Source organism: Desulfovibrio sp. TomC (genome assembly GCF_000801335.2).
Taxonomy (GTDB): domain Bacteria; phylum Desulfobacterota; class Desulfovibrionia; order Desulfovibrionales; family Desulfovibrionaceae; genus Solidesulfovibrio.
In genome coordinates this window covers 42633-68528 of the sequence record NZ_JSEH01000018.1, presented here as the reverse complement: position 1 = coordinate 68528, position 25896 = coordinate 42633, and the positions used below count along the sequence as shown (strand labels likewise).

General features: G+C 62.0%; 14 protein-coding genes. 2 read left to right on the top strand and 12 right to left on the bottom strand.

Annotated features, from left to right (window positions below; translation table 11 throughout):
- Positions 1-111 precede the first annotated feature (111 nt).
- Together NY78_RS16315 and NY78_RS16310 are read right to left on the bottom strand one after the other, a co-directional pair.
- A complete protein-coding gene (locus NY78_RS16315) occupies positions 112-1230 on the bottom strand; it encodes a transporter substrate-binding domain-containing protein (protein ID WP_043638152.1) in 1119 nt (372 codons plus the stop codon).
- Positions 1230-3581, bottom strand: a complete 2352-nt coding sequence (locus NY78_RS16310; RefSeq protein WP_043638149.1) for a mechanosensitive ion channel domain-containing protein — start codon at positions 3579-3581, stop codon at positions 1230-1232. The genes NY78_RS16315 and NY78_RS16310 overlap by 1 nt, the downstream gene beginning before the upstream one ends.
- 154 nt (positions 3582-3735) lie before the next feature.
- On the opposite strand from NY78_RS16310, the gene NY78_RS16305 reads away from it, so the two are divergent.
- Entirely contained in the window at positions 3736-5034 is a 1299-nt protein-coding gene (locus tag NY78_RS16305; RefSeq protein ID WP_043638147.1) for a peptidoglycan DD-metalloendopeptidase family protein, read from the top strand.
- A gap of 210 nt (positions 5035-5244) precedes the next feature.
- Here NY78_RS16305 and NY78_RS16300 read toward each other — a convergent pair whose 3' ends face one another.
- The 3 genes from NY78_RS16300 to NY78_RS16290 form a co-directional block, all read right to left on the bottom strand.
- Positions 5245-8832 (bottom strand): PEP/pyruvate-binding domain-containing protein, encoded by a 3588-nt coding sequence (locus NY78_RS16300; protein ID WP_043638144.1) that lies wholly within the window; start codon positions 8830-8832, stop codon positions 5245-5247.
- A gap of 77 nt (positions 8833-8909) precedes the next feature.
- A complete protein-coding gene (locus NY78_RS16295; RefSeq protein ID WP_043638141.1) occupies positions 8910-12605 on the bottom strand; it encodes a pyruvate carboxylase in 3696 nt (1231 codons plus the stop codon).
- 69 nt (positions 12606-12674) lie between these two features.
- The gene (locus tag NY78_RS16290; RefSeq protein ID WP_043638139.1) at positions 12675-13622 is read right to left on the bottom strand and encodes a biotin--[acetyl-CoA-carboxylase] ligase; all 948 of its coding nucleotides are present in this window, start codon (positions 13620-13622) and stop codon (positions 12675-12677) included.
- 64 nt (positions 13623-13686) lie between these two features.
- Here NY78_RS16290 and NY78_RS16285 point away from each other — a divergent pair, with 64 nt between their 5' ends.
- Positions 13687-14871, top strand: a complete 1185-nt coding sequence (locus tag NY78_RS16285) for an HD domain-containing protein (protein ID WP_047960238.1) — start codon at positions 13687-13689, stop codon at positions 14869-14871.
- Between the two features lie 261 nt (positions 14872-15132).
- Here the strand turns inward: NY78_RS16285 and lon are convergent, their stop codons facing one another.
- The 7 genes from lon to NY78_RS16250 all read right to left on the bottom strand — a co-directional run bounded on the left by lon (position 15133) and on the right by NY78_RS16250 (position 25775).
- Complete coding sequence (lon, locus tag NY78_RS16280; protein WP_043638136.1) at positions 15133-17592, bottom strand: endopeptidase La; 2460 nt, start codon at positions 17590-17592, stop codon at positions 15133-15135.
- Between the two features lie 133 nt (positions 17593-17725).
- Positions 17726-18979, bottom strand: a complete 1254-nt coding sequence (gene clpX / locus NY78_RS16275; protein ID WP_043638135.1) for an ATP-dependent Clp protease ATP-binding subunit ClpX — start codon at positions 18977-18979, stop codon at positions 17726-17728.
- A 54-nt stretch (positions 18980-19033) separates the two neighbouring features.
- The gene (gene clpP / locus NY78_RS16270) at positions 19034-19648 is read right to left on the bottom strand and encodes an ATP-dependent Clp endopeptidase proteolytic subunit ClpP (protein ID WP_043638133.1); all 615 of its coding nucleotides are present in this window, start codon (positions 19646-19648) and stop codon (positions 19034-19036) included.
- Positions 19649-19809: 161 nt separating this feature from the next.
- Complete coding sequence (gene tig / locus NY78_RS16265; RefSeq protein ID WP_043638289.1) at positions 19810-21132, bottom strand: trigger factor; 1323 nt, start codon at positions 21130-21132, stop codon at positions 19810-19812.
- A 187-nt stretch (positions 21133-21319) separates the two neighbouring features.
- Entirely contained in the window at positions 21320-22885 is a 1566-nt protein-coding gene (locus tag NY78_RS16260; protein WP_043638131.1) for a hydantoinase B/oxoprolinase family protein, read from the bottom strand.
- Positions 22886-22901: 16 nt separating this feature from the next.
- Positions 22902-23645 carry a hypothetical protein gene (locus NY78_RS16255; protein WP_043638129.1) on the bottom strand — a complete coding sequence of 248 codons (744 nt, stop codon included), beginning with the start codon at positions 23643-23645 and terminating at the stop codon, positions 22902-22904.
- Positions 23646-23798: 153 nt separating this feature from the next.
- Positions 23799-25775 carry a hydantoinase/oxoprolinase family protein gene (locus NY78_RS16250; RefSeq protein ID WP_043638127.1) on the bottom strand — a complete coding sequence of 659 codons (1977 nt, stop codon included), beginning with the start codon at positions 25773-25775 and terminating at the stop codon, positions 23799-23801.
- Between the last annotated feature and the right edge of the window lie 121 nt (positions 25776-25896).

Sequence of the window (25896 nt, the reverse complement as noted above, 5' to 3'; positions counted from 1 at the left end):
GTTTCTATCCACCCATTATCACTAAAAGTCAAGATGTTAACGACCTTCACGCCAAGATGTAACGTCGACACGCCCAACACTGGCCACAAGCGCCCTCTGCCCGAGAAAAGACTATTGAACGGCCTGTTTGCCAAGATACGGCCCGAACAGCCGGGCACGGTAGCCGGTGTTTTCCAGCCGCCTTAGAAGAGCGACATTGACGGATTTGCGGAGCTCAGACCCACGCGGGAAGGCGAAGCCATAGAGTTGCGGGTCGAAAAAACCGGGCAGAATGTGAACGTCGCCGGTGTAATCCTTATGCTGGTAATAGTGGAGAATGGGCTGGTCGTGGACGAAGGCGTCGAGATTGCCAGCCACAAGGGCCGCCAGGCCCTCTTCCACCGATGGATAGCGCCGGATGCCGATGTGGCCGGCGATGAGTTCCTCTTCGCCGGAACTGTCCGCCACAACACCGGTGCGGACCTTGTGTAGGTCAGCTGGCCCCTGCACCCGACCAAGCAGGTTGTTCAAGGTCAAAGAGGAGGTGATGCCGGCAGTAAAGGAGGCGAGCAATACCACGGAGGCGAACATCCAGACCATGCCCATCACTCGGCCAACCAGGGTCTTGGGTGTGGCGTCTCCATAGCCGACAGAAGTCATGGTGACTGCCGACCACCACATACCGTCGCCAATGCCCTTGCCGCCCGGTCGGAAATGGGCGGGGTTGCGACGGCGCTCAACCACCCAGATCAAGACGCCGACAACCAGTAAAAGCGCCGCCAGCGACCCGACATAGAGCAACAACTGCTCGGAAAAGATCGCCTCGATAATGCGCAGGGCCACGCTCTCCGACTTTACCGGCACGGCTATGCCCAGGCCCGAATAGTAAAACGGCTGGGAAAAATCCATCACCGTTTCACGCTCGGGCGTCAGCGACAGGGCTGAAATACCCACATCGATCGTACCCAGGCGTACAGCCTCAAGCAGCCCTTCCAGATCAAATTCCTGAAGCGTATAGGTGACGCCGATATCCCGGGCCACATCAGCCCATAGATCATAGGCCAGGCCGAAATAGCGGCCATTGGCGTCCTTTTCCAGAAACGGCGGGGCAATGAACACGCCCACGGCCAGCTTCCTGCCGGCCAGAGAGGGATCGGGCAACGGCAACGCCGTCGCCCCCCCCCCCGGTTGGGCCAGCAGTCCGAAAAAAAGCATCCCGCACAAAAGCAGCGTTCCGACCAATCGCCGCATCACTCCTCCCCTCCGGCCACTGCCGTCGGCGTCGGCCAGCGGCGTCTGGCATGTACCCGGCGAAGCAGACGCACCCGGCCAAAAACCTGTCCGCGCTTTTGTCGCAAAGCCTCCCGACTGGCTTCCAGCTGCATTTCCTCGGTTCCCATGGGCTTGTATTTCACCTTGACGCCCTGGAACGGTACGAGGATCTTATTCTCTTGAAAAGATTGATCAATAATGATTGCAAGCTCTGACTGGACATTGAATTTTTTGATGAAGTTGTCAATCCACACTTGCAAATCGAACTCCAGTCCATAACGGCCAAAGGAACGCAGCAACACTTCCGGACCTGGCTGCTTGAGCACGTCTTTGTGTTCCTTGGCAATGGCTAGCAGGAGTTTTTTAATTTTTTTGATCTTTGTGCCAGGAGCCACCGTTACCGGAATGGTCAGGCGCATGGTGGTGCCATGATAAGACAGGTTGACAATTTCGCCGCGCAGGAAGCTTGAATTGGGAATGATGACCGTCGTGTTGTCGAGTGTGCGCACAATGGTGTTTCGCACCGACAAATCGACCACTTCGCCGAGGTTTTTGCCCTGCTGGATGATGTCGCCCTTCTTGACCGTCCCGCCGAACATGATGATCAGCCCGCTTATGAAGTTGTTGACGATGTCCTTGAGGCCAAAGCCGATGCCGACCGACAGGCCGCTGGCAATCCAGGTCAAGGCCCCAAGCGGCACTTCGAACAGACGCAGGGCGAAAAGCATGTACCCCGTCCAGGTCACATAGGAAAAGGCCGCACCCACGGTATGGGCCAGTCCTGGATCCATGGGTTTGCCCCGAAAATTGACCAGGATCAGCACTTCTTGGAACCAAGCCTGAACGAGCCGCAGCAGAAAGAAACTGATGATCAGCCAGGAGACGGCCTCCAAAGAGATGACGGCCTTGCCGAGGACAACGTCCAGGCCAAAGACATGTTCCACAAGCCCCGGCCCCCCCATGAACACCAGTACCCAGGCGATGAAGAGAGCCGCCAGCACGGTGGCGGCCAGGGGTTGGGCCAGCTGGGCCAGGGAACGTTCCCGGCCGCCGGCCAGGGCGCTCAAACCTCGTTGCACCGTGCCGGAGATGTAGACAGCCAGATGCAGCATGAAAAAGGCCTGGACCACAAAGAGCGCCTGTGGCCCGAAACCGCACAGGCTGGCCACGGCCGCGCCGGCAAGCAGCCACAACGTCAGACAGCGGCACGATCCACACCGGCCCAGCCGCCAGGCGCCAAGCCCGGCAATCACTGTCCACAGCGCACACACCACTGAGCCCGGCAGATTGAACATGTCCAGAGCGACGCCAGCCAGAAAGCAAGCGAACAGCACCGGTAAAACGCGGCCGCCCCTGGCGAGTAAAAACAGGCCATAGGCCATGACCGCAGCCCAGGTCAGCGCAACAAACTGGCTGGCGATAAACAGCAGCGTACAGCGGGCCGCAAACAGTCCGAGACCAAGAGCCAGCCAGATGAATCCCAGCCGCAGGGCCTGCCACGTTTCCGGCCGACGGCGCAGGAGCAATCGGAGAAGCCCCAACGCCACGGCGCTATCGAGGAGCGTCAGGCCAAGAAACGCACCCCAGGGCATGACCGCCAGTATCGGCCCCCAGAAACGTGGACCGGCATCGGCCCACTCCTGGAGATCATCAAGCATCGCGCTCAAATTGGCCGGACGCAGCAGCGAACCCGACGAGGCAAAATAGGTCTGGCCAAAAACCTCGATAAAGCGGGCGACCTCATCGGTGTGGGCGGCCTGGATATCACTCGACAAGGCCGTAGCCTGGCCCAGGGCGTCGTCCACCTCGGTCTTGACCGTGTCCACATCGTGTTTGAGTTCCTTGAAGTCATGCCCCGGACCGGCCAACTCCTCATTCACAAGCTCGGCATACTCCCGGCTGGCATTCTGGGCGCGGATCTGGCGCAGGGTGGTATACTCCTGCTTGGTGCGGGCCAAGGTGTCCTGCACGTCCTCCAGCGGACTGCGGGCGGCACTGACGGCATGGGACAATTCGGCAAATTGGAGGAGCAGTGTTCTGGAGGCCCAGGGAGTCTCCCCGGCCACGCCCCGCAGCAGGAGCAACTGGTCCAGACGGCTGCTGATCCGAGACAAATCGCCTGCCAACTGGGCCTTCCGTTCTGGCAGATGCTGTCGTATCCGGGTGAGTTCCTGGCGCTTGATGGCGATGCTCTGGCTGAGCCCCTCGGCAATGGAACGCCAAAGGCCATCCTCTTCCGGCGTTGCGGCGACGGTTCCCTGTCCGGAAACAAGGACCAGAAACAGAGCCAGAACGCCTCCACTGATCCAGTTCGACCATATTCGCCCCATTGGTATGCTCCTGATCTTGTGATCATTTCAATGAACGAATCCTAGCCCGTCCGGCGCATCAAGGGCAAGTCCCTCCGTAACACCCCGCGCCGGGCTTGCGCTGCCAAGACCGGGTCGGTATGGAGTGACCTGCCCAATCATGGGGAGGCTAAAGATGAAGAGACTTGTTTTCGGCGTTTTCCTGATTCTGGCCCTGGCCGGCGGCGCAGCCGGCTATCTGCTGCTCACCGACAGAGTCAAACCGGAGATCACCCTGGCTCCGGAAAGCGATGTGGCCGCGCCCAAGCGCGAATTCACCCTGACCCTGCGCGATGCCGGCTCGGGACTGAAAAGCGCCAAAGTCGTGGTCACCCAGTCCGACAAGCAGATCACCCTGCTTGATACCACCTACGCCAATCCTGTGCGCGAAGCCGTGGAAAAATTCACCCTCGAGCCGGCCGGGCTGCGCGACGGTCCCTTTACCCTGACCATCACCGCCACGGACCGTTCCATTGCCAATTTCAGCGCAGGCAACATCGCCGCCGTGACCCGGCAATACACCCTGGACACCATCCCGCCCCGCGTCGACGTGACCAGTCTGGCCCACAATGTCCGCCAGGGCGGGGTCGGGGCCGTCTCCTTCTCGGTCAACGAAGCTCCGGAAAGCGCCGGCGTCGTGGTCGGCAACGATTTCTATCCGGCCTACAAACTCGACAACGGCAAATACTTCGGCCTCTACGTCTTCCCCTACAACATGGACCCCAAAGACTTCGTGCCCAAGGTCAAGGTCACGGACAAGGCCGGCAACATCGGCGTGGCCTCTTTTCGCTATCAGGCCATTCCAAGAAAGTTTCGCCAGGACAAGCTCAACATCTCTGACAATTTCCTCGAGTCGAAGATGCCGCAATACTACGACATCATAACCGACACCCGTGACAACCTGCAGATCTATCTCAAGGTCAACAACGATATCCGCCGGCAGAACGGCGTGTTTCTCAAAGAACTGGCCCAGAAAAGCGCCCCGACCATGCTCTGGGATAAAAAGGCCTTCCTGCGCCTGCCCAATGCCGCGCCCCGGGCCGGTTTCGGCGATCATCGGACCTATTATTATCAGAACAAGGAAATCGACCAGCAGACCCACATGGGCGTGGATCTGGCCTCCCTTGAAGGAGCGCCGGTGCCGGCCGCCAATTCCGGCAAGGTCGTCTTTACCGGATTTCTCGGTATCTACGGGGAAACCGTGATCATTGACCACGGCCTGGGACTCCAGACCCTCTACGCCCACTTGCGCCAGATCGACGCCAAGGTCGGCCAGGATATCAAGAAAGGGGAAATCCTCGGCAAGACCGGCGTCTCCGGCCTGGCCGGCGGCGACCACCTGCACTTTGGCGTCCTGCTCGATGGCCAGGAAACCTCGCCCATCGAATGGTGGGACCAGCACTGGATCGACGACAACATTTTAAGCAAGCTGTAATCGGGCCCGTCCGCAGCCCTCGCTGCCTCTAAAAACTGGCTGCTCCCCGCCGGACCGGAGTCCCGGCTTCCGCCAGACAAGCAAAGAAAAGCGGCCTCCGGGCAGATGCCGGAGGCCGCTTTGCATTGACAGGCAACGTCAGGGCAGCCTTGGTTGGAAGACCGCAAGGAGCACGCTAGCCCGCTCCCCGGTTCCCCGCGCCAGGGGAACCTACCAAATCTTGGCGCGCTGGCCGGCCAGGGCCACGGCTTGTTCCTCATAGTTGTCGAAACCGGCCTGGCGCAAGGCGTCAAACACCGTGGCAGGCCAGTCCCAGGTGGCATAGAGGGCCGGCTTGTGGAACAGACGACGAAACGTCTCCATCTCCTGGCGATAGAAATTGGCCTTGGCGGTTTCCAGATTTTCGCGCAGCTGTTCGCCGAGACGCATCAATTCGCCATCGTACCAATCCTTGATGTCGGCGGCGGTGTCGTACTTCTTGGCAATGTGCTCGTACTTGTTTTCCTGGAGCACGACCTTGAGCCGGGCCAGATGCTGCTCGCCAAGCCACTGGCCAAGACCGCTGACCGGAATGCCCTCGGCCTCGACATGAGCCATGTCGAACTTGGTGCGGTAGTAGGTGTCGGGCACGACCGAGGCGCACACGATGCCGGCAATGGCGACCAGCCCCCGCAAAATGATGCTGTTGGACACGCCCTGGCCGCAGAAGCCGACCTTCTTGCCGTACTTCTGGCCGGCAAAGATGGTGACCAAAAGCGCCCAGACCACGGCCGGATCTTCTTCGTCATAGATGTGGCGCAGGGCCGGGTTGTCGCGGTCGGTGCCGAGCACCATCTGCGTCATGTCGTTGGAGCCGATGGAGAACCCGTCGAACTCCTGAATGAACTGCTTGGCCAGGATGGCGTTGCTCGGAATCTCCGACATGATGAACATCTTGAGCCCGTCATCGCCGGACTGGAGCTTGTGCACCCGCTCAAGATACCGCTTCATGGAGGTGGCTTCCTCCACCGTGCGCACGAAGGGCAGCATGATGTGCAGGTTCTTGCCGCCGAAAATGCCGCGCGCCAGCTTGAACGACTCGATTTCCCAGTCGTGGATGTTGCGCGACACGCCCCGGTAGCCGAGCATGGGATTGTCTTCCAGGGCTTCAAACAGGTTGCCGCCAAGCAGGTTTCGGTACTCGTTGGATTTGAAATCCGTGGTGCGGTACAAAATCGGCTTGCCGTGGAAGGCCATGGCAAAAAGGCCCAGGCCCTGGGACAGGGTCTGGACGTAGAGTTCCTTGCCGCTGCGGAACCCGCGTGAGGTCAGCTGCTTGCGAATTTTACCAAGCAAGGCGGTCAAATCGTCGATTTGTCCCTTGATGCCGATCTGGCGGGCCACTTCCTGGCGCATGGCCGCAATCTTGGCCAGGGTGTCCTTGACCATGGGTTCATCGGCCACGGCGGCCACGCGGTCTGCGATGCGGGCCTTGATCTCGTAGCGGCGTTTGACGGCGTCAGGATCGACGGCCTTGGTCTGCAACTCGTCCCAATAGCCGAGAATAATGGCCACGTGGGTTTCCAGATCGGCTGAGGTTTTGAGCAGATCCAGGCGGCGGGTGACCTCTTCGAGATGGTGGTCGAGTTTCTTCTCAAATTCGCGAATGCGGCGATGCACGGCCATGACTTCGTCGGTGCCGCGCGCGCCGGAATGATCGGCCAGGGTATCCAGTTCGGCGGACAGGCCGGTGACAAGCCCGACGTAGCTGCGCAGCTTGAGCTGGACGTTGATATACCCGGCTCCAAGCTGATCCCGCACGATTTTGGTCAGCTTGGCGTCGAATTCCTTGACCTTGGTGTCAATGAGGTTCGGCAATGTGCCGTTGTCGTAGGCTTCCAGGGCCTGGGGGTGGACGCCGATGTTGCCGAGCATGAACTCGGCCCGAAGCAGCCCCACTTCGAAATCCGGGACATTGCGCAGACGGGACAGAAAAAGCGCCTGGCCCACGTCGGCCAGGATCAGGCCGACCTTGGTCTTGGTGGTCGGCAGCTTGGACAGATCCATCTCGCCGCCGACTTCCTCCAGGGGAAGCAGGCCCCGGTAGACGCAGCCGCGCGAACCGTCGACGGTGACGTACTGGCCGTCGAGGGCACGCAGGGTTTCGGCCCGCTGGATACCGATGATGGCCGGTATGCCCAGTTCCCGGGAGGTAATGGCGGCATGGCTGGTGTCGCCGCCGGCATCGGCCAAAATGGCCGAGGCCACGCGCATTCCGGGCACCATGTCGGGGTCGGTGCGCTCGGCAGCCAGGACGTCGCCCTTCTGGATCTTATTGAGCTCCAGGGCCGAACGCAAAAAGCGCACCATGCCCTGCCCGGCCCCGCGTGACGCGCCGTTGCCTTCGAGGATGACCTCGGCCGTGGCCACAGCCCGTTTCTCCACTTCCATGCGGCGCATGAAAATGGTGTGGGGGTGCAGCTCCAGCTCGTCGTTCCAGCGGGTTTCCGGCCGGGCCTGGACAAACCACAGGCGATCGGACTCGTCAATGCAAAATTCCGTGTCCATAATGCAGTTGCCGTAGGCAACCGAGATGGCGCGCACGCCCCGGGCCACTTCCTCGGCCTGGGCCAGAGACAACGCCCAGCGGTAGGCCTCCTCTTCGGAGACCTTGACCAGCTTGGTGCCGCCTTCCTTGTCGTCGTAGACGATCTTTTTATCCTTGTAGCCCATATTGCGGATAACGACTTCGGAGCCGTCGTCGCGCTGAAACACGTAGAGCTTGTCCGGAGTGACCATGCCGCCGACCACGGCTTCGCCCAGGCCATAGCTGGCGTCGATGGAGACGAGGTCGTGGCGCGAGGTGCCCCGGCAGCCGGTGGCGGTGTCGGCGGCAAAGGCCGTGCCGGAAATCACCGGGTTGATCATACGCATGATGCACACGGACAGCGAGGTGTTTTCAATGGCCCATTCGAGCTTGGCCTGTTCGGCAATGGCGTCGTCGCCGGTGCGCTCGGCCAGGGCCACGGCGTCGAGAATGGCTTCGCGGCGATAGGTCATGGAGCGCAGGTTATAGGCCGAGGCGCAGTCCCACTGGTAGGCGCGCACGCACTGGGCCGCGCCGACGATATTGAGATAGGTGTCTTGCAAGCCGGCAAAGGCCTTCTTGCGGCTATCCTCGCCGGCGGCCGAGGAACGCACGGCCACGGGCACGTCTTCGAGACCGGCCTCGCGGCAGATGTCGTTGTAGGCGTTGGACACGGCCTCGCGGACGCCGGCCGGCATGTCCACGGACAAAATGGCCACCTGAACCAGGACGGAACGCTTGCGCAGCTGGTCGATGCCTTCGGGAGAGGTGGCGAACCCCTCGACCACATTATTAATCAGGGTGCGCAGTTTTATCGACGATCCTGGAGCGTCTGCGGCCTTGGCCCGGGCTTCCTCGGCCAGATCGCGCACAAGGTTTTTCATGTATTCCGGGTCGCTGTTGACGTCCTCGTCGGACCAGTTGACCCGGCGATAACCATCGTTGACGACTTCCCGTATGAGCGCCGCATTGACCTTGGTCTCGTCGAGAACGCGGTGGAAGGCCACCGACGAAACCGCCCGGAACTGGGGAGCACGGATGCCCTGGATCTGGCTGATAAGCGCCGTATTATAGTTCTTCCCGCCGACGAGGATTTCGGCTTCTTCGCCGATGCCGACAATGTCGGCTCCCGTCAGAATGAGTGTCGTGGCAGTATCAAAAACCGCATCCTGTCCCGAAGCGGACGGCATATCGTCCTGACGCGGCGTATCATTGGCTTTGGTCTTGGCCATTGTCCCCTCCTTGTCTCTCCAGGCTCGGTGGTCCGGATCGTCTTGGCCGGCCACCGTTAACACGTTCGTGGTGAAATTTACACCTGCTGGCCGCAGTTGGGACAGAATTTGTAATGATCTTCGCCTACAGGTTGACGGCAGGTTGGGCAGTCCTTGGTGACGGGACCCAGTTCGACCAGAAGCTCCCCTTCCTTGACCGGAACCATCTTGCGGTCATTGGCGTAATCAGCGTTCTTGATCACCCGTTTGATAATGCCGTCCATGGGCGCAGCCACGGTTTTTTCCTGCTTCATAACGGAGATGTTAAACAGCTCCTCGCCGGTTTTGACGTAGTCGTTGGGCGAGACGTGCATGACCCACAGGTCGCCGGAAACCGGGGCGCCCACGTGATAGGGATTATTGGGATCGGCCATTTCGACCTTGCTGGCCGGACCGCCCTGGGCCGCTGCGACCTGGACCTGATGGCTCAGGATTTCCGAATCCAGGACATAGCGTACCGTTGCCAAGCCGCTGGCTTCAGGCCGCGAGATGTCAAGCAGCGAGAGGTGATGGGGCTTGTCCTGGCTGTCAAGGAAGGTCAATTCTTCGCCCGGCTCCAGACCCTCGAACCAGACATCCAGGGGCAGGTTGTTGGCGTCGCCGAATTTCTTGCGAAATTCCATGGTCTTGAGCGCATCGCCCGGATGATTGAGATAGAGCACGAACTCCTCGTTGGAGGGTTCACGGCCAAGCTGCTTGGTGAGCGCCGTCATCTCGGCGTCCATATCGATCTCGCCCAGGGCGTCCAGCGGCGAATCCTCGGTGCGCGTCTCAATCGCCCGCTTCCAGTCGGCCCCGAAAGCGCTCTCGTAGACCCAGTTCGGCGGGAACCCGAGCGGCATCTTGCCGAACTTGCCCAAAAGCAGGTTGCGGAAGGCGTCGTTGCAGTTGGCGTACAGCAGAAGCCGGTCTTCCTTGGCCGCCGGGGTCAGGCATTCTTCGGCGTGCTCAGCCACGACCTCCAGCACCTCAAGCAAGTCCTTGACGGCCCGTTCGCCGCCGGCCTTGTAGGCGCTGGTGACCGCCAGGAACGCGGTATTCCAGGTGATTTGCGAGCCGGGCGTGACATCGTGGTAGCGCACGATCTTGCGGGTTCCGGCCAGGAATTTGAGCATATAGGGCAGCAAGTGGATATAGCCCTGCTTCATGGCCCCTTCCTGGGACGAACTGGTGGCCCCGCCGGGCATGGCGTGCTCCACGACATCGTAATCAATGCCCTGGAAGTACGGGGCGGCATAGCGGTCGTAGTACGGCATGATCTGCTTGAGCACGAAGTTGGCGGCCCGGATCATGTCCTTGTTTTCCTTGGTCAGGACCACGGGCACGCCGAGGTCTTCCTCGATGTAGGCCGCGGTGGAGAGCACCTCGCCCTGGCCGTACCAGCGCACCGAAGCGCCGATGGCCGTGTCCACGATGTGGCATCCAGCCTCGGCCGCCGCGCCCACGGCCGGAACGAACAGGCCGTCGGTGTAGTGGCGATGGTAGTCGATGACCAAGTCCGGATAGGCCTTGCGGATGGCGGTGACGAGCGCCTTGACAAACCGCGGCGGACACATGCCGGCCATGTCTTTGAGGCACAGGATGATGCTTCGGGCGGCCTTGGCCTTGGTCATGCCGCCAGCCTTGGCGATCTGGTCGAGAATGGCCTCGAGCACGCCCAAGTAATGGGGCACGTCAAAGCCCCGGGCGTAGGACAGGGAGATGGCCGGCTCGAAGATGATGCCGGGACGCGACAGCGCGACCTCGGCAAACGGATACATATTGTCGATGTGATTTAAGAAATCAAAGCAGCGGATGATGTCGTAGTGTTCGCAGATCATCTCGCCCGTCAGCCGCATCAGGTTTCGCGGCTGGGGCTTGTAGCCAAGCACGTTGGTCGAGCGGATCAAGAGCTGCTTCATGGTCTTGGGCGCAAACTCGTTCCACTTGGCCGCCTCGGTGAAGGGGTAGGTCATGTTGGCCATCATGGCCACGTGGAAGTGGGCGCCGCCGCCGTTCTCCAGGGAGAAAAAGCAGCAATTGTCGAGATACGGCCCGACCAGTTCGTCCTCGGCCAGCCGGAAGCGGTTGCCGCTGTTGGACTGGGTGATGTCGCGGGTGGTGGTGTCGACAAAGTGGACTTTGCCGGAGTCGCGCACCATGTCGAGCACGGCCTGCCGGTCGCCGCGCGGGTAGGGATTTTCCGGGGAACGCAGGTCCACTTCGGGCAAATGCGGGGAGAACCGGCCCAGCCGATAGTCTTCACGGCCCCGGTACCGGCCCAGCTGGACATGGGGATTGTAGCCCCGGGCCGCAATCTCGGCCACCAGCCAGGACAGGCGCAGGGCTTCGGGCTCCTCGTCGAGGTAATTGAGCAGATACGGATTCTGGTTGATAAACTTAGTGTCAAAATCGCCCTTGATAAATTCCTGATGGCGCAGAATCTGGCGATGGAAGGGGATGGTCGTTTTGAGACCGCCGATGATGTACTCGCGAAGGGCCCGTTCCATGACCGAGACAACCTTGGGCCAGTTGCGGCCGTAGGAAATGAGCAGCGCACCAGCGGAATCGTACTGGGTGGGGAACTCGTAGCCGGCCGTCAGACAGGAATCGAGCCGGATGCCCTGGCCGCCCGGGGACAGGTAGCGGGTAACGGTGCCGGCGTTGGGGGCAAAATTCTGTTTGGGGTCCTCGCAGTTGATGCGCAGCTGCATGGCCTGGAGCAGCGGCCGGGTATCGGCGCAGTTAAAGCGCAGCTTGCCGCCAAAGGCGATGTTGATCTGCTCTTCGACCAGGTCCACGCCGTAGCGGCATTCGGTGATGCCGTGCTCCACCTGCAGCCGGGTATTGACCTCGATCATGTACGGCTCGCCGTCGGCGTCGACCAGAAATTCCACGGTGGCCAGGGAATAATACCCGGTCTCGCGCACGAGCCGCTCGCCGTAGTCCTTGAGGCGCTGACGCAACTCTTCGGTCATGCCGCGCCAGGGGGACGGGGTGATTTCCACCAGCTTTTGGTGGTTGCGCTGCACCGAGCAGTCACGCTCGTCAAAGGCGAAGACATTGCCGAAGCGGTCGCCGGCCACCTGGATTTCGATGTGGCGCACGCTGGTCAAAAGCTTTTCGACGAACAAATGCGGGTTGCCAAACGAGGCCTGGGCCATGGCCGAAGCCTTGGAAAAGGCCGACTCGAGCTGGGCCTCGGAATAAATTTCGTAGATGCCCCGGCCGCCGCCGCCGCCTTCGGCCTTGAGCATGATGGGGAAGCCAATCTTCTTGGCGATTTCCCGGGCTTCGGGAATGGTCACCGAGCCTTCGGAGCCGGGCACCACCGGGATGCCCAGGTTCATGGCCAGCTGGCGCGCTTCGACCTTGTTGCCAAGGCTCTTCATGGCCTCGGCCGAGGAGCCGATAAAAAGGATGCCGGCTTCGGCGCACTTGCGGGGAAATTCGCAGTCTTCCGAGGCAAAGCCCCAGCCCGGATGGATGGCCACGACGCCGCGGGCTTTGGCTTTTTTAATGATGCCGTCAATATCCAGATAGGCTCTGGGATCAGGCCCCAGGGTGATGAGCTCGTGGGCTCCGGCCGTCGCCGGGGACGTCATGTCCACATCGGTGACGGTGAGTACGGGGATGGCGCGAAGCCGTTCACGGATGGAACGCAGAACCCGCCGGGCGGAAATGCCCCGGTTGGCGACCAGAATCTTCTTTCCTTCAACTTCGGAAAGCACTTCCTGAAACGTCTTGGCGATCATGCTGTCCTCTGACCCCTGGGGGCGACCTGTCCATTCGCTTAAAGAGTGACGATCCGGCGGGGGCCGGTATCAAAGGAGGGATATACTCCCGCTATGAAGCGTCAAATCCTGCCCTGGGCCGGTATCGATATGTCGCAGCCGAAGTCCCCCGTCCTCGGCCAAACCAATGATCCGCGCCCGAAAACCATCTGTCTCGCTCTCACGCACAAACACTTCCCGGCCAAGCCATGCGAGGTGCTGCTCAACGAAACGGGATACGGCATTTGTGTCCGATAGCGCAACGCACTGGAGGTAGCAGGTTTGCCCAGACTTCACAAGTTCGCTCCACAGCGTAACCGCGCCCGGGACCTCGCCAAACACCTGCAAACTGGCGGCCGGCGCGGCATGATCCCGTCGAAGCAACGCCGCATCGGGCGCACTAGCGAAATTTATACCGATTCCGGCCATGATTCGTCCAGCCCGCTCTTCCAGCAGAATGCCGCCGATTTTCCGATCCCCGGCCAGCAGGTCGTTTGGCCACTTGACCCGGCTGGGAAACCCCCGGTCGTACAGGGCGGCAGACAGGCAGGCCCCCACCAGCACCGGGGCCATGGCCGCCAGATTGCCGGTCGCCCCGGGCCAGGCCAGGGCGGCATAGAGATTCCCCGGCGGTGAAATCCAGTTCCGGCGCATCTGCCCCCGGCCCTGTTTCTGGGAAACGGCCACCACCGAGGCAAAAGGCGGCAGACACCCGGCCCCGGCCAATTCCCAGGCCACGTCCAGGCTCGAAGTGCACGGGCCGACAAGCAAAACGGCATTCGCCGCCGCCGCGCCCGGCCCCAGGGCCGCAAGCCAGCGCCCGGCCGCCGGCCCGTACTGCGGGCCAAGCTCCACCTCGCGCCAGGGAGCAAGGCGGGCGACGTCAGCCGCCCAGAGAGGATGACAACTTGCTAAATTTTCAGGCGAAATCGGTCCAGCCAAAGCCTCGTCGCCCGAGGTTCGCAGCCAGATGCCGCCGCCGGCAAAAGGGTTTTGCATTCCCTTGGTCCGTGCCCCTGGATTTTTCAAGGTTTTTGGGCCAATGTCCGCCCCGGAGTTAAGCATGAAACGGTATCTCGTAGGCGGCGCGGTCCGCGATATTTTGCTCGGCCGGCCGGTTGTGGACCAGGATTACCTCATTGTCGACGCAACGCCCGAAGCGTTCGTGAGACGGTATCGAAGGGCACGGCAAGTCGGCAAGACCTTTCCGGTTTTCATGCTGGGCGCGGCCCAGTATGCTTGGCCGCGCGGGGATGACATCAACGAGGACCTGCTGGCCCGGGACCTCACCATAAACGCCATGGCCATGGGCGATTCCCGGCACATTGCCGGACGGTTGCATTTCCATCCCCTGGCCCTGGCCGATCTGCGCGACCGGCTGTTGCGCCCGTGCGGCGAGATGTCGATGTTCGACGATCCGCTGCGGGTCTACCGGGCGGCCCGGTTTGCCGCCTCGCTGCCGGATTTTTCGCCCCACCCGGAGCTTATCGCCCAAATGCGGGCGATTGCGGCTTGCGGCGCACTGTCCGATGTTTTTGCCGAGCGGGTGGCCCAGGAGGTGCGAAAGGCCCTGGATGCGCCCATGCCCTCGCGCTTCTTCTCGCTTCTGGCCGAAACCGGCTGCCTGCTCCCCTGGCTGCCCGAACTCGAAGCGGCCCGCCACATCCCGGCCGGGCCGCCCGAATTCCATGACGGCAGCATCTTTGAGCACATGCTCAAGGTGGTGGACAAGCTGGCTGGAGAACCGCTGGCCGGCTGGATGGCCGTGTGCCACGACCTGGGCAAGATCGCCACCCCCCAGTGCGAATGGCCGCGCCATCACGGTCATGACGACCGGGGCGTGGCCATTGCCGAGGAAGTCGGCCGCAGGCTCAAGCTCCCCAACCGGGTTCGCGAGGCCGGGGTGGCGGCGGCCAAACTGCACATGAAGGCAGCGCGCTACGAGGAATTGCGGGCCGGCACCCGGGTCGACATGCTCGCCTGGCTGCACAAGCACGAGATGGTGGAACCGCTTTTTGCATTGGTCCGGGCCGACAGCGGCCATGACGTCTTTCCCCTGGCCAAGCGGGACCTCAAGGTCATGCTCTCGGTCCATCTGCCCGGCCGCCAGCGCCAGCGCGGGCCGATCTCAGGCGAACGGCTGCGCAACCTGCGCTGCCAGAAACTGGCCGAGCACGACAAGTCCCAGGGCCGCGCTCCCGAAGGCCACGGGGACAGCGATGCGCCGCTGGAATTGCCGGGCGACTAAGGCCGCGGGCTGAAGGCGTTTAGGCCGGGACAGGATATGGCCACTCTTGGCCGCCTCCGACCTTCCCTATCCCGTCGATGTCGTCGATTATGCCACCGTCTCACCGGCATTTCGCCAGAGTATCGACGCCAGGAGCGTCCCAATACTGTCCCCGGCCTGATCCCGCCCCTTGCCTTGGCTCCAAAAAAAGCCGGGACGGCGAACCGCCCCGGCTTGTGATCTTTTCGTCCGGGAGTGACACTCCCAAGGCCCGCTTATGGCCTAGTGCCGATGTTCCAGGCGGTATTCTTCCTTGAGCAGCGATTCGGACAAGGGCGCGGCGTTTTCGTCCCGGCCGCAGAAGAGCCGGGCCTGCCCCTCGCACACCAGGGCCTTGGACAACACCTCGTCCATGCTCTCGACCTTGATGATCTCCATATCCTTGAGAATGGCCTCAGGCACTTCCTTGAGGTCCTTTTCATTCTCGGCCGGGATGAGCACCGTGCGGATGAGTCCGCGGTGGGCGGCCAAGAGCTTCTCCCGAAGGCCGCCGATAGGCAGCACCCGGCCCCGCAGGGTGATCTCGCCGGTCATGGCGATGTCGTTACGCACCGGAATGTTGAGCAGGGCTGAAATGACCGTGGTAGCCAGGGTAATGCCGGCCGACGGGCCGTCTTTGGGAATGGCGCCCTCGGGCACGTGGATGTGCATGTCGATTTCCTTGTGGAAATCGGACTTAAGGCCATAGAGCCCGGAGCGGGAGCGCAGGTAGGACAGCGCCGCCCGGGCCGACTCCTGCATGACGTCGCCGAGCTTGCCGGTGATTTCCACCTTGCCCGTGCCGGGCATAATGGCCGCTTCGACCATGAGCAGTTCGCCGCCGACCTCGGTGTAGGCCATGCCGGTGCACAACCCGACCTTGGGCAACGGCTCCATCTCGCCGTGGCGATGCTTGGGCACGCCGAGGTAGGATTCGAGATTGGCCGAACTGATCTCAAAGCCCCCTTCCGACTCCTTGCCTTCAACGAGCTTTCTGGCCACCTTGCGGCACACGCTGGCAATCTCGCGTTCGAGATTGCGCACGCCGGCCTCGCGGGTATAGCGCCGGATCATGGTCAGCAGGGCGTCGTCGGTCAGGGTCATGTTGTCCGGGGTCAAGCCGTGCTGTTCGATATTTTTCGGCAACAGGAAACGGCTGCCAATCTCCGCCTTCTCGGTTTCGAGATAGCCCGGGATGCGGATGATCTCCATGCGGTCCTGCAGCGGCAGCGGGATCGAGTGCAGGGAATTGGCCGTGGTGATGAAAAAGATCTTGGACAGGTCATAGTCCAGATCAAGATAGTGGTCGTTGTAGGCGTAGTTCTGCTCAGGATCGAGCACTTCGAGCAGGGCCGAAGACGGATCGCCCCTAAAGTCCGTGCTCATCTTGTCCACTTCGTCCAGGCAAAAGACCGGGTTGTTGAACTTCACGCGCTTGAGCGACTGGATGATCTTACCCGGCAACGCCCCAACATAGGTGCGGCGATGGCCGCGAATCTCGGCTTCATCCCGCACGCCGCCAAGCGACAGACGCACGAATTCCCGGCCCATGGCCCGGGCAATGGACTTGGCCAACGACGTCTTGCCGACGCCCGGAGGACCGACCAGACACAGGATGGGACCCTTGATGCGGTCCACGAGCTTTTGCACGGCCAGGAACTCAAGGATGCGCTCCTTGGGTTTGTCCAGGCCATAGTGGTCGGTGTTGAGGATCTTCTCGGCCGCCAGAATGTCCAGATCGGTGTCCTGGTAGACCTGCCAGGGCAGATCGAGAATCCATTCCACGTAGTTGCGCACAACCGTGTATTCGGCCGAAGACGGCGGGATCTGGCGCAGTTTTTTGATCTCGCGCAGGGTCTTTTCCCGGGCCTCTTCGGGCATGTTCTTTTCTTCGAGGCGTTTTTCGAATTCAACGGCCTCGGCGGCAGGATCGTCCTCGCGGCCCATCTCTTTGTTGATGGCCTTGATCTGCTCGTTTAAATAGTACTCTTTCTGGTTCTTCTCCATCTGCTGCTTGACGCGGTTTTTGATCCGCTTTTCGATGGAGGAGATTTCGATTTCGCCCTGGAGGAAGGCATAGGTCTCTTCCAGACGGCGCATGGGTTCGAGCTCTTCGAGCACGCCCTGCTTTTTGATGTAGTCCACCTTGAGATGCGGCATCACCGCATCGGCCAAACGGCCCGGGGACGTGATGGAATTGATGGCCAGGATGGTTTCCGGGGCCAGCTTCTTGTTGATGCGGCCGTAGTGCTCGAGCGACTCCTGGGTGGCCCGGATCAGGGCATCGGATTCGGGACCATGGGTCTCCTCTTCCGGCACCCGGCGCACGGTGACCATGGGATAATTGGCGTCCTCGCCCATAGTCATGGTCTCGGATTCCCACTCGGCCCGGTACAGGCCTTCGAAAAGCACCTTGATGGTGCCGTCGGGCAGGCGCAGCATCTGCAGGATCTTACTGACCGTGCCCATCTCGAAGAGGTCTTCGGAGGTGGGTTTTTCGGTCTCCGGCGAACGCTGGGCCACCAGGAAAATTTTCTTGTCATGGGCGGCGACGGCCTGTTCGATGGCTTTGATCGAGGCCTCGCGACCGACAAAAAGGGGGGCGATCGAGCGCGGGAACATCACGACTTCCCGCAGGCTCATCATGGGCAGGCGTATGGTCTCGGCGGCGAACCGGTTGTTATCGAAGGTAAATCCAGTCATGCAACCTCCCGCTCACGGGGTTTATTTCGGCTCGCGCCACCGTCGGACCGGGTATGACCCGATCCGGCGGCAAGGCGGCAGAAAGTGAGGTAAGGCCGGATCACCCGTTGTCAAACGAGAGGAGACAGGGGTGTCAGGCTGTTTTCACTTCCTGATGATAAAACAGAAGTGGTTCGATGCCCTTGTCCACCACAGCCTTGTTGACCACGCACTCCTTGACGCCGGACAGCGACGGCAGCTTGTACATAATCTCCAGCATGATGGTTTCCATGACGTTTCGCAGGCCGCGCGCGCCTGTTTTGCGTTCGATGGCCTTTTGGGCAATGGCGTCCAAGGCGTTTTTGGAAAACCGCAGCCGCACCTTGTCCAGTTCGAAAAGCTTCTGGTACTGTTTGACCAGGGCGTTTCTCGGTTCGGTCAGGATGCGCACCAGATCTTCCTGGGTCAATTCCTCAAGGCTGGTCAGGATGGGGATACGGCCGACAAATTCAGGAATCAGCCCGAACTTGATCAGGTCGGCCGGATGGGCCTGGGTGAGAAGCTTTGACATGTCGTCGTCGTTTTTGGCTTCGACCTTGGCCCCAAAGCCCATGGCCGACCCACGCATCCGCTGGCCCACGATTTTCTCCAGACCAATGAACGCGCCGCCGACGATGAACAGGATATTGGAGGTGTTAAGCCGGATGAATTCCTGCTGCGGGTGCTTGCGGCCGCCCTTGGGCGGAATATTGGCTTCGGTTCCCTCGATGATCTTTAACAGGGCCTGTTGCACGCCCTCGCCCGACACGTCGCGGGTGATGGACGGGCTGTCGCCCTTGCGCGCGATCTTGTCGATCTCGTCGATGTAGATGATGCCCTTGCTGGCCGATTCAATGTCGTAATCGGCGTTTTGCAGCAACTGGACCAGGATGTTTTCCACGTCCTCGCCCACATAGCCGGCCTCGGTCAGCGTGGTGGCGTCGGCGATGGCAAAGGGGACGTTTAAAATCCGGGCCAGGGTCTGGGCGAGCAGCGTCTTGCCGGAACCGGTGGGGCCGATCAGCAGGATGTTGCTCTTGTCGATTTCGATGTCGTCCGCGCCGGCGGCATTGGCGTAGTAGACGCGCTTGTAATGGTTGTGCACGGCCACGGCCAAAATCTTCTTGGCCTGTTCCTGGCCGATGACGTAATCGTCGAGCAGGCGTTTGATCTCGGCCGGGGCCAGAAGCTTGCCGCCCTCGGTCTCTTCGCTGACGGATTCCTGGGCGATGATTTCGTTGCAAAGGGCCACGCATTCATCGCAGATATAGACATCCGGGCCGGCGATGAGCCGCTGCACCTCGTCCTGGTTCTTGCCGCAAAACGAGCAACACAACTCGCCCGACACGGTACTTTTCTTCCTCGTCATACGGGAAAACCCACCCTGCCCGGCATTCCGGGCCTTTTTGACCGCCAACCAGTCCTAGGCCTGTTCGGGTTCTTTTTTTCCAAGCGGTTCCCTGGTCGTCAGCACCTTGTCGATAAGGCCGTACGCCACGGCTTCCTCGGCGCTCATGAAATTGTCGCGCTCAGTGTCCACCTTGATCTTCTCGATATCCTGGCCGGTATGGTGGGCCATGATCTCGTTTAAGGTGTCGCGGGTGCGCCTGGTTTCCTTGGCGTGAATCTCGATATCCGTGGCCTGTCCCTGGTAGCCGCCAGACGGCTGGTGGATCATGATGCGGCTGTGCGGCAGGGCGTAGCGCATGCCCGTGGCCCCGGCGCACAGGAGCAATGCCCCCATGCTGGCGGCCTGTCCCAGGCACAGGGTGGAAACCGGCGGCAGCACGTAGCGCATGGTGTCGTAGATGGCCAGCCCCGACGAGACAACACCGCCCGGGGAATTGATATACATGAAAATTTCCTTCTCGGGATCCTCGGATTCGAGAAAGAGCAACTGGGCGCAGATCAGGTTGGCGATATGGTCGTCGACGGCGTCGCCAAGCAGGATGATGCGGTCCCGGAGCAGCCGCGAATAGATGTCGTAGGCACGTTCGGTGCGACCGGTCGTTTCAATGACGATTGGGATGGTGGCCATCACGTTCCCTTTGGTGCGCCGGGGGCGACGGCTTGCGTCGGTTTTGTCCGCAAACCGCGACCGCCACGACCTCCCGGCTTCGGTTGTGGGACGAAGCAGCCGGCGTGACGGGGCTGCTTCGTCCAGGTTTCAATTTATCTGCAAGAAACAGTCCTCAATGTCTAGGCAGTCGCCTCGGCATCGGCGGCCGATTCGGTCGGAGCAACCTTGGTCACCAGGGCGCTGGCGTAGATCAGGTCGGCGGCCTTGTCGCACAAGAGCTTGTCGCGCACCATGATCATCATGCCGTTGTCCTCGTAGTAGCGCTTGAGCAACACGACGTCCTGTCCGACCTGGGTCGAGAGGCGGTAGAAAAACGCATCCATCTCCTGGGGGGTGACGGCAAGTTCTTCCTTGGCAGCCACAGCCGAGAGGAAAATCTGGGTCTTGACCAGCTCCTCGGCCTGGGGCTTCATCTCGACTTCGACATCGGCCAGGGACTTGCCCGTGGACTCCAGGCTCTTGCCCCGGCGCTCCAACTGGGTGACGAACTCCTGAACCATCTGGCCAAGCTGCTGTTCGACGGTGGTCGGCGGCAGCGGGAAATCAACGGCAGCCAGCAATGTGTCGATCAGCTTCTTCTGGGCCGACGAGCGGTGCAGGTCCTCGCGCGATTTCTTGTAGGACATGGTAATGGCTTCGCGCATCTTGTCCAGGTCTTCGAAGTTGCCGGCCTTCTTGGCCAGCTCGTCGTCGACCGGCGGCAGGGTGCGGACCTTGATGACATGGACGGCGACCTTCATGGTCACGGTGCGGCCGGCCAGATCGGTATTGATGAAATCGGCCGGGAACGTGATCTCACCCTCGCCTTCGGAACCGGCTGGGATGGTTTTGACCAGGGCTTCGAACTCGGCCAGGGACTGGCCCTCGCCGAGCGTCATCTCGAAATTCTCAGCCCGCACGCCGGGAATGGCCTGGCCGTTTTCAAAGGCCTCGAAGGTGACGGAGACCACATCTCCGTCGGCCGGGGTGCGATTGTCGCTTATGGGCGCGACTTCGGCCAGATTCTTGCGCACGCGTTCGATGACGGAATTGATGTCGGCGTCGGAGACGACGACTTCCTCTTCCTCAATGGCCTGGCCCTTGTATTCGGGCAGTTCGAATTCCGGGGCGTGCTCGAAGCTGAAGGTGTATTCCAGCGGTTCGCCCTTGGCCAGGGCGGCCTCGCTCACGTCCAGCCCCGACAACGGGGAGAGCTTCAGTTCGCCCATGATCTCGTTGATATGGACGTTAATGAGGTCGGTAGTGGCTTCGCCGACGACTTCCTTCTTGAAACGCTGTTCGATGACGCTCGACGGCACTTTGCCTTTGCGAAAGCCCTTTATGTCGGCCTTGGAGCGAAAAAGCGCTACGGCGGTGGACAGGGCGGCGGTGGCTTCTTCGGCCGGAACGCTCACGGTAACCTGCGTTTTAACAGGGGAAATCTGAGTGACGGTATATTCCAAAGCTTCCTCCAAGATGTTCGCCAAAGCCCACTTGGGCATAGCGGATTGTGGGTCGTGTCGGGTAAATCAATACTATGATACGAAATGGGATATGCTACAGGATGGCATGGGAAAAGGAAAGCGCCAAATCCGGGAACCCCGGAGCGCCGGGAAGCCCCGCATTATGCGACTCTGCGAAAAAAGGCAATCAGGATGCGCGGCCAAATCCCCCGCCGCCCGGCGTTTCGATGCGCAGCCGGTCGCCCGGGCGCAGCCGCACGTGAAATTTGCCCGGCATGACCATCTCGCCGGTCCGGCGCGTCACAACATTGACGCCCGCCGCCCCTTCGCCGCCGCCGTCCAGGCCCCATGGCCCGTGCAGCCGCCGATCTGAAAGCACCGTCGCCTCCATGGCCCCCAGAGCCTCAATCTCGCGCACCAGCCCCTCGCCGCCGGTATGCCGTCCGGCCCCGCCGGAACCGTGCCGCAGGGCGTAGCGCACAACCCGCAGCGGATAGGCATATTCCAGGGCCTCAATGGGGGTGTTGAGGGTATTGGTCATGTGGGAATGGACGGCCGATTGCCCATTGCCGCTCGCATCCGCTCCGGCCCCGCCGGCCAGGGTTTCATAATAGGTGAAGGCAGTCCTGCTTCGCGGATCGACCCCGCCCATGGTCAGGTTGTTCATGGTGCCCTGGGAGGCCGCCGGTATGCGCTGCGGCAGGGCCGGGGCCAGGGCGCGCAGGATCACGTCCACGATGCGCTGGGAGGTTTCGACGTTGCCGCCGGCCACGGCCGCCGGGGGCAGCGCATCCACCACGGTTCCCGGCTTGGTGCGTATGGTCAGCGGGCGCAGGCAGCCGGCATTGGCCGGCACGGCCTCGCCGGCCAGGGCGCGAAACACGTAGAGCGCGGCAGAGACGGCTATGGCCCGCACGGCATTGACGCAGCCGCCGGACTGGGGGTCGCTGGCCCGAAAATCCAGCTCGGCCTCGCCGCCTTCGATGGCGAGCGTCAGGCGCACAGCCACTTCCCCGCCGCCGGCCCCGTCGTCATCCAGGCTGTCCTCGGCCGTATACGTTCCGTCGGGTATGGCGGTTATGGCGGCGGCCATGAGCCGCTCGGCATAATCGAGCAGCGCCCCGGCCATGTTGGCCATGGCGTCCGGGCCGTGGGCGGCGACCAGGGCTTCCAGGCGGACGACCCCGGTGCGGTTGGCCATGATCTGGGCGGTGAAATCACCTTGCCGCTCTTGCGGCGTGCGCACGTTGGCCAGAAAAAGGGCCATGACGTCGGCCACGATTTCGCCCCCGGCCACCACTTTGAGCGGCGGTATGATCAGGCCTTCCTGATAGATCGAGGTGGAAAGCGGCATGGAGCCGGCGGCCATGCCGCCGACGTCGGCGTGGTGGGCGCGGCTGGCCACGTAAAAAAGCGGCGCGTCGCCCCCGGCATAGACCGGGGCCACCAGCGTTATGTCGGGCAGATGGGTGCCGCCCTTAAAGGGATCGTTTAACATGACCATATCGCCCGGGGCCATGTCCACGGCGTCTATGGCGGCGCGCACCGACAGCGGCATGGAGCCGAGATGCACCGGGATGTGGGCGGCCTGGGCCACCATGTCGCCAGCGGCATTGAACACGGCGCAGGAAAAATCGCGGCGTTCTTTGATATTGGGGGAATACGCGGTCCGGGTCAGGGCGACGCCCATTTCCTCGGCCACCGAAGCGAATTTGTTTTTGAAAACTTCAAGCGTGATGGGGGTGATGTTCATGTACCTGCGCCGTCCGTCAACTGTTTTGCTTCGCGCCGTGCTGGGTTAAATACGCCGCAAAATCCCCGGCGTACCCCTTTACACCAATGTGCGTAAACCGCCCCAACACACTGACATACACCTGTCCGCCAATATCGCGCCAGCGCCTGCAAAAGGCGTAATCCTCGGGCAGATAGTCGCGGGTCTCGGGATCAATCATCGTATCAAAAAAAGCGTAGTTCTCGGCCGCGGCCTCGTTGGTGCAGGCAAAACGGTAACGCAATGCCGGGTAGGCGTCCACAAGGCGGGCAAACACGTCCCGTCGGATCAGCATGAAGCCGGTGGCTGCGTACTCCACTTCCAAAAAGCCCTGTTCGTCCATTTTGCAGCCTGGCTTGACCTTGACCGCATAATCGAGGCTGGCCGCCTCGGCCACGGCTGCCGGCGTGCCGGCCGGCTGGGCCATGACCCGCTCCACAGACAAGCCTTTGACCGGATAGACGCCGCAGACAACATCCTTGTCCGCGCCCAACAGCCGCGGGACCATGCGGGGGTCGAACTCGATGTCGGCGTCGATAAACAGCAGGTGCGTGGCCCGCTCGTCGCGCAAAAATTCGCTGACAATGGAGTTGCGCGCCCGGGTGATGAGGCTTTCGTGGCAGGGGGTGAGCAGGCGAAACGGGACCTTCGCCCGGTTGAGCACATCTTTGAGCGCCAGCATGGACAGCATGTACGGCACAGTGACCACGCCGCCAAAACACGGCGTGCCAATGACCAGCATTACAACGCCCTCCTGCCCCGGCCCAAAGGCCGGGACGCCCGGCCACAAGCCGTAGCGGGCGCACAGCAATCACGCCAGAGGCGGCGAAGGCCGGTCGGCGCAGTCATCGTACCGCCGCCAACGAGGAGAAAAATCCGACCGGACGCACGCCGCCTAGGCCTGTCCGCCCGTGGCGATAACGATATTGCCAAAGGCGTCCACGTGGGCCGACGCGCGCGGCGGCACAAAGGTCGTGGCCGAGGTCTCGGCCACAAGGGCCGGGCCGTCAAAGCGGTTGCCGGGCAGAAGCTTCTCCCGGTCATACCACATGGCGGCCAGCTCCCGGCCGCGCCAGATGAGCGGACGCTCGCCGATCTGTGCGGCAGCCGGCACGGCAGCAACCAGATGCTCGGCCTCGGTCAGTCCCGGCTTGTCGGTGATGACCCTGGCCCGGATGCGCAACGTCACAATCTCGATGACGGCCTTGGGATGTTTGAAACCGAAGATGGCCTCGTGGCGGTTGTGGAAAGCCAGGAATGGATCGGCCACGAAACGGATGGACAGCTCGTGGGACTGCCCCTTGTAGCGCATGTCGAGCTGGCGTTCGAGGACAATGCGCGCCCCGGGCGCTTCCTCGGCCATGGTCTGCCTGGCCCGGGTTTCGAGCGTGCCGAAAAGCCCGGCCACCTCGATAAGATCGGTCTTGTCGGAGGCGGCCATAACCGTCTCGGAAAAATCCCGGACAACATCGGCCATAAGCATGCCCAGGGCGGAAAAAAGCCCGGGATGCTGCGGCACGACCACGGTTCCCACGCCAAGGAGCCGGGCCAGGGACACGGCATGCAGCCCGCCGGCCCCGCCGTAGGACAGCAAGGCAAAATCGGCCGGATCATGGCCACGCTCGACCGAGATGACCCGAATGGCCCGCTCCATGGCCGACTCGGCCACGGCCACGACCCCCTCGGCGGCCTCAATGGCCGAAAGCCCGACCGAAGCGCCAAGCGCCGCAAACAACTCCGGCAACCGCTCCGGGAAAAGCGGCATGGCTCCGCCCAGGAAGTGATCCGCAGCCAGGCGCCCCAAAAACAGGTTGGCGTCAGTGACGGTCAAGCCCTCGCCCCGGCCGTAGCAGGCCGGACCGGGCACAGCCCCGGCGCTTTGCGGCCCGACCCGAAGCGCCCCGCCGGCATCAATGGCCGCCAGCGACCCGCCGCCAGCCCCGACCGTGTGAATGTCGAGCATGGGGGTTTTGATGGGCATGCCGGCCAGCACCGTCTCGGCGGCCATGGACAGGCTGCCGTCGAGCAGCGACACGTCCGTGGAGGTGCCGCCCATGTCAAAGGTGATGAGCCGGTCAAAACCGGCCGCCTTGCCCACGGCCAAAGCGGCCACAACCCCGCCGGCCGGACCGGAAAGCACGGTGCGCACCGGCTCGCGCCGGGCGGTCTCAGCGGAAATGAGCCCGCCGCTGGACTGCATGACGCAAAGGTCCGTTCCATCCGGCAGCTCGGTGGCCAGATCACCCAGATAGGTGCGCATGGCCGGCGCAACATAGGCGTTGACCACCGTGGTGGCGGCGCGCTCATACTCGCGAAATTCGGCCAGGATGTCGGAAGAAAGCGAGACGGCAAGCCCGACTTCAGACAGGGCTTCGCCTAGCAGCAACTCGTGTTCCGGCTTCAGGAAGGAAAAAAGCAGGCAGACAGCCACGGAGTCCGCTCCGGCCGCCGCCACACGCAGGGCCAGATCCCGGGCAGCCTCAGGCGTCAGCTCTTCAATGACGCGGCCCTCGGCGCTCACCCGACCCGGAGCGCCGAAACGCAGCGCCTCAGGCACCAGACACGGTTCCTTGCGGCTGGCCAGATCATACAACTCGACACGGTCCTGGCGACCAAGGGCGATGATGTCCTCGAACCCGGCATTGGCCACAAAAGCCGTTACCGCACCCCGGCGTTCGAGCAGAGCATTGGTGGCCACGGTGGAGCCGTGCATGACCTGCCTGGGAGCCAGGGTCAGACGGCCAAGGCCGTCCAGGATGGCTCTTGAGGGGTTGTCCGGACTGGAGGGCAGTTTGACCACGACAAAGCCCTGCTCCGTCCGACAGATAATATCGGTAAACGTGCCGCCGGTATCAACGCCGACAACGGCCATCGTGCCCCCTTTCTCCCCTGCTGCGAAGGGATACGGTCATGCTCGGTTATAAACGGCTGCACAAAAAAACGGGCCGTAAAAAGAGAACGGAACGTGCCGCCAAAGGGCGACGCGGGCCACA

Coding starts and splice junctions, on each gene's coding strand:
- NY78_RS16290 (WP_043638139.1), bottom strand. CDS start 13,622: ATGCAAAACCCTTTTGCCGGCGGCGGCATCTGGCTGCGAACCTCGGGC.
- NY78_RS16300 (WP_043638144.1), bottom strand. CDS start 8,832: ATGGCCAAGACCAAAGCCAATGATACGCCGCGTCAGGACGATATGCCG.
- NY78_RS16305 (WP_043638147.1), top strand. CDS start 3,736: ATGAAGAGACTTGTTTTCGGCGTTTTCCTGATTCTGGCCCTGGCCGGC.
- NY78_RS16285 (WP_047960238.1), top strand. CDS start 13,687: ATGAAACGGTATCTCGTAGGCGGCGCGGTCCGCGATATTTTGCTCGGC.
- clpP (WP_043638133.1), bottom strand. CDS start 19,648: ATGGCCACCATCCCAATCGTCATTGAAACGACCGGTCGCACCGAACGT.
- NY78_RS16310 (WP_043638149.1), bottom strand. CDS start 3,581: ATGGGGCGAATATGGTCGAACTGGATCAGTGGAGGCGTTCTGGCTCTG.
- lon (WP_043638136.1), bottom strand. CDS start 17,592: ATGACTGGATTTACCTTCGATAACAACCGGTTCGCCGCCGAGACCATA.
- NY78_RS16315 (WP_043638152.1), bottom strand. CDS start 1,230: ATGCGGCGATTGGTCGGAACGCTGCTTTTGTGCGGGATGCTTTTTTTC.
- clpX (WP_043638135.1), bottom strand. CDS start 18,979: ATGACGAGGAAGAAAAGTACCGTGTCGGGCGAGTTGTGTTGCTCGTTT.
- NY78_RS16255 (WP_043638129.1), bottom strand. CDS start 23,645: ATGCTGGTCATTGGCACGCCGTGTTTTGGCGGCGTGGTCACTGTGCCG.
- NY78_RS16295 (WP_043638141.1), bottom strand. CDS start 12,605: ATGATCGCCAAGACGTTTCAGGAAGTGCTTTCCGAAGTTGAAGGAAAG.
- NY78_RS16260 (WP_043638131.1), bottom strand. CDS start 22,885: ATGAACATCACCCCCATCACGCTTGAAGTTTTCAAAAACAAATTCGCT.
- NY78_RS16250 (WP_043638127.1), bottom strand. CDS start 25,775: ATGGCCGTTGTCGGCGTTGATACCGGCGGCACGTTTACCGATATTATC.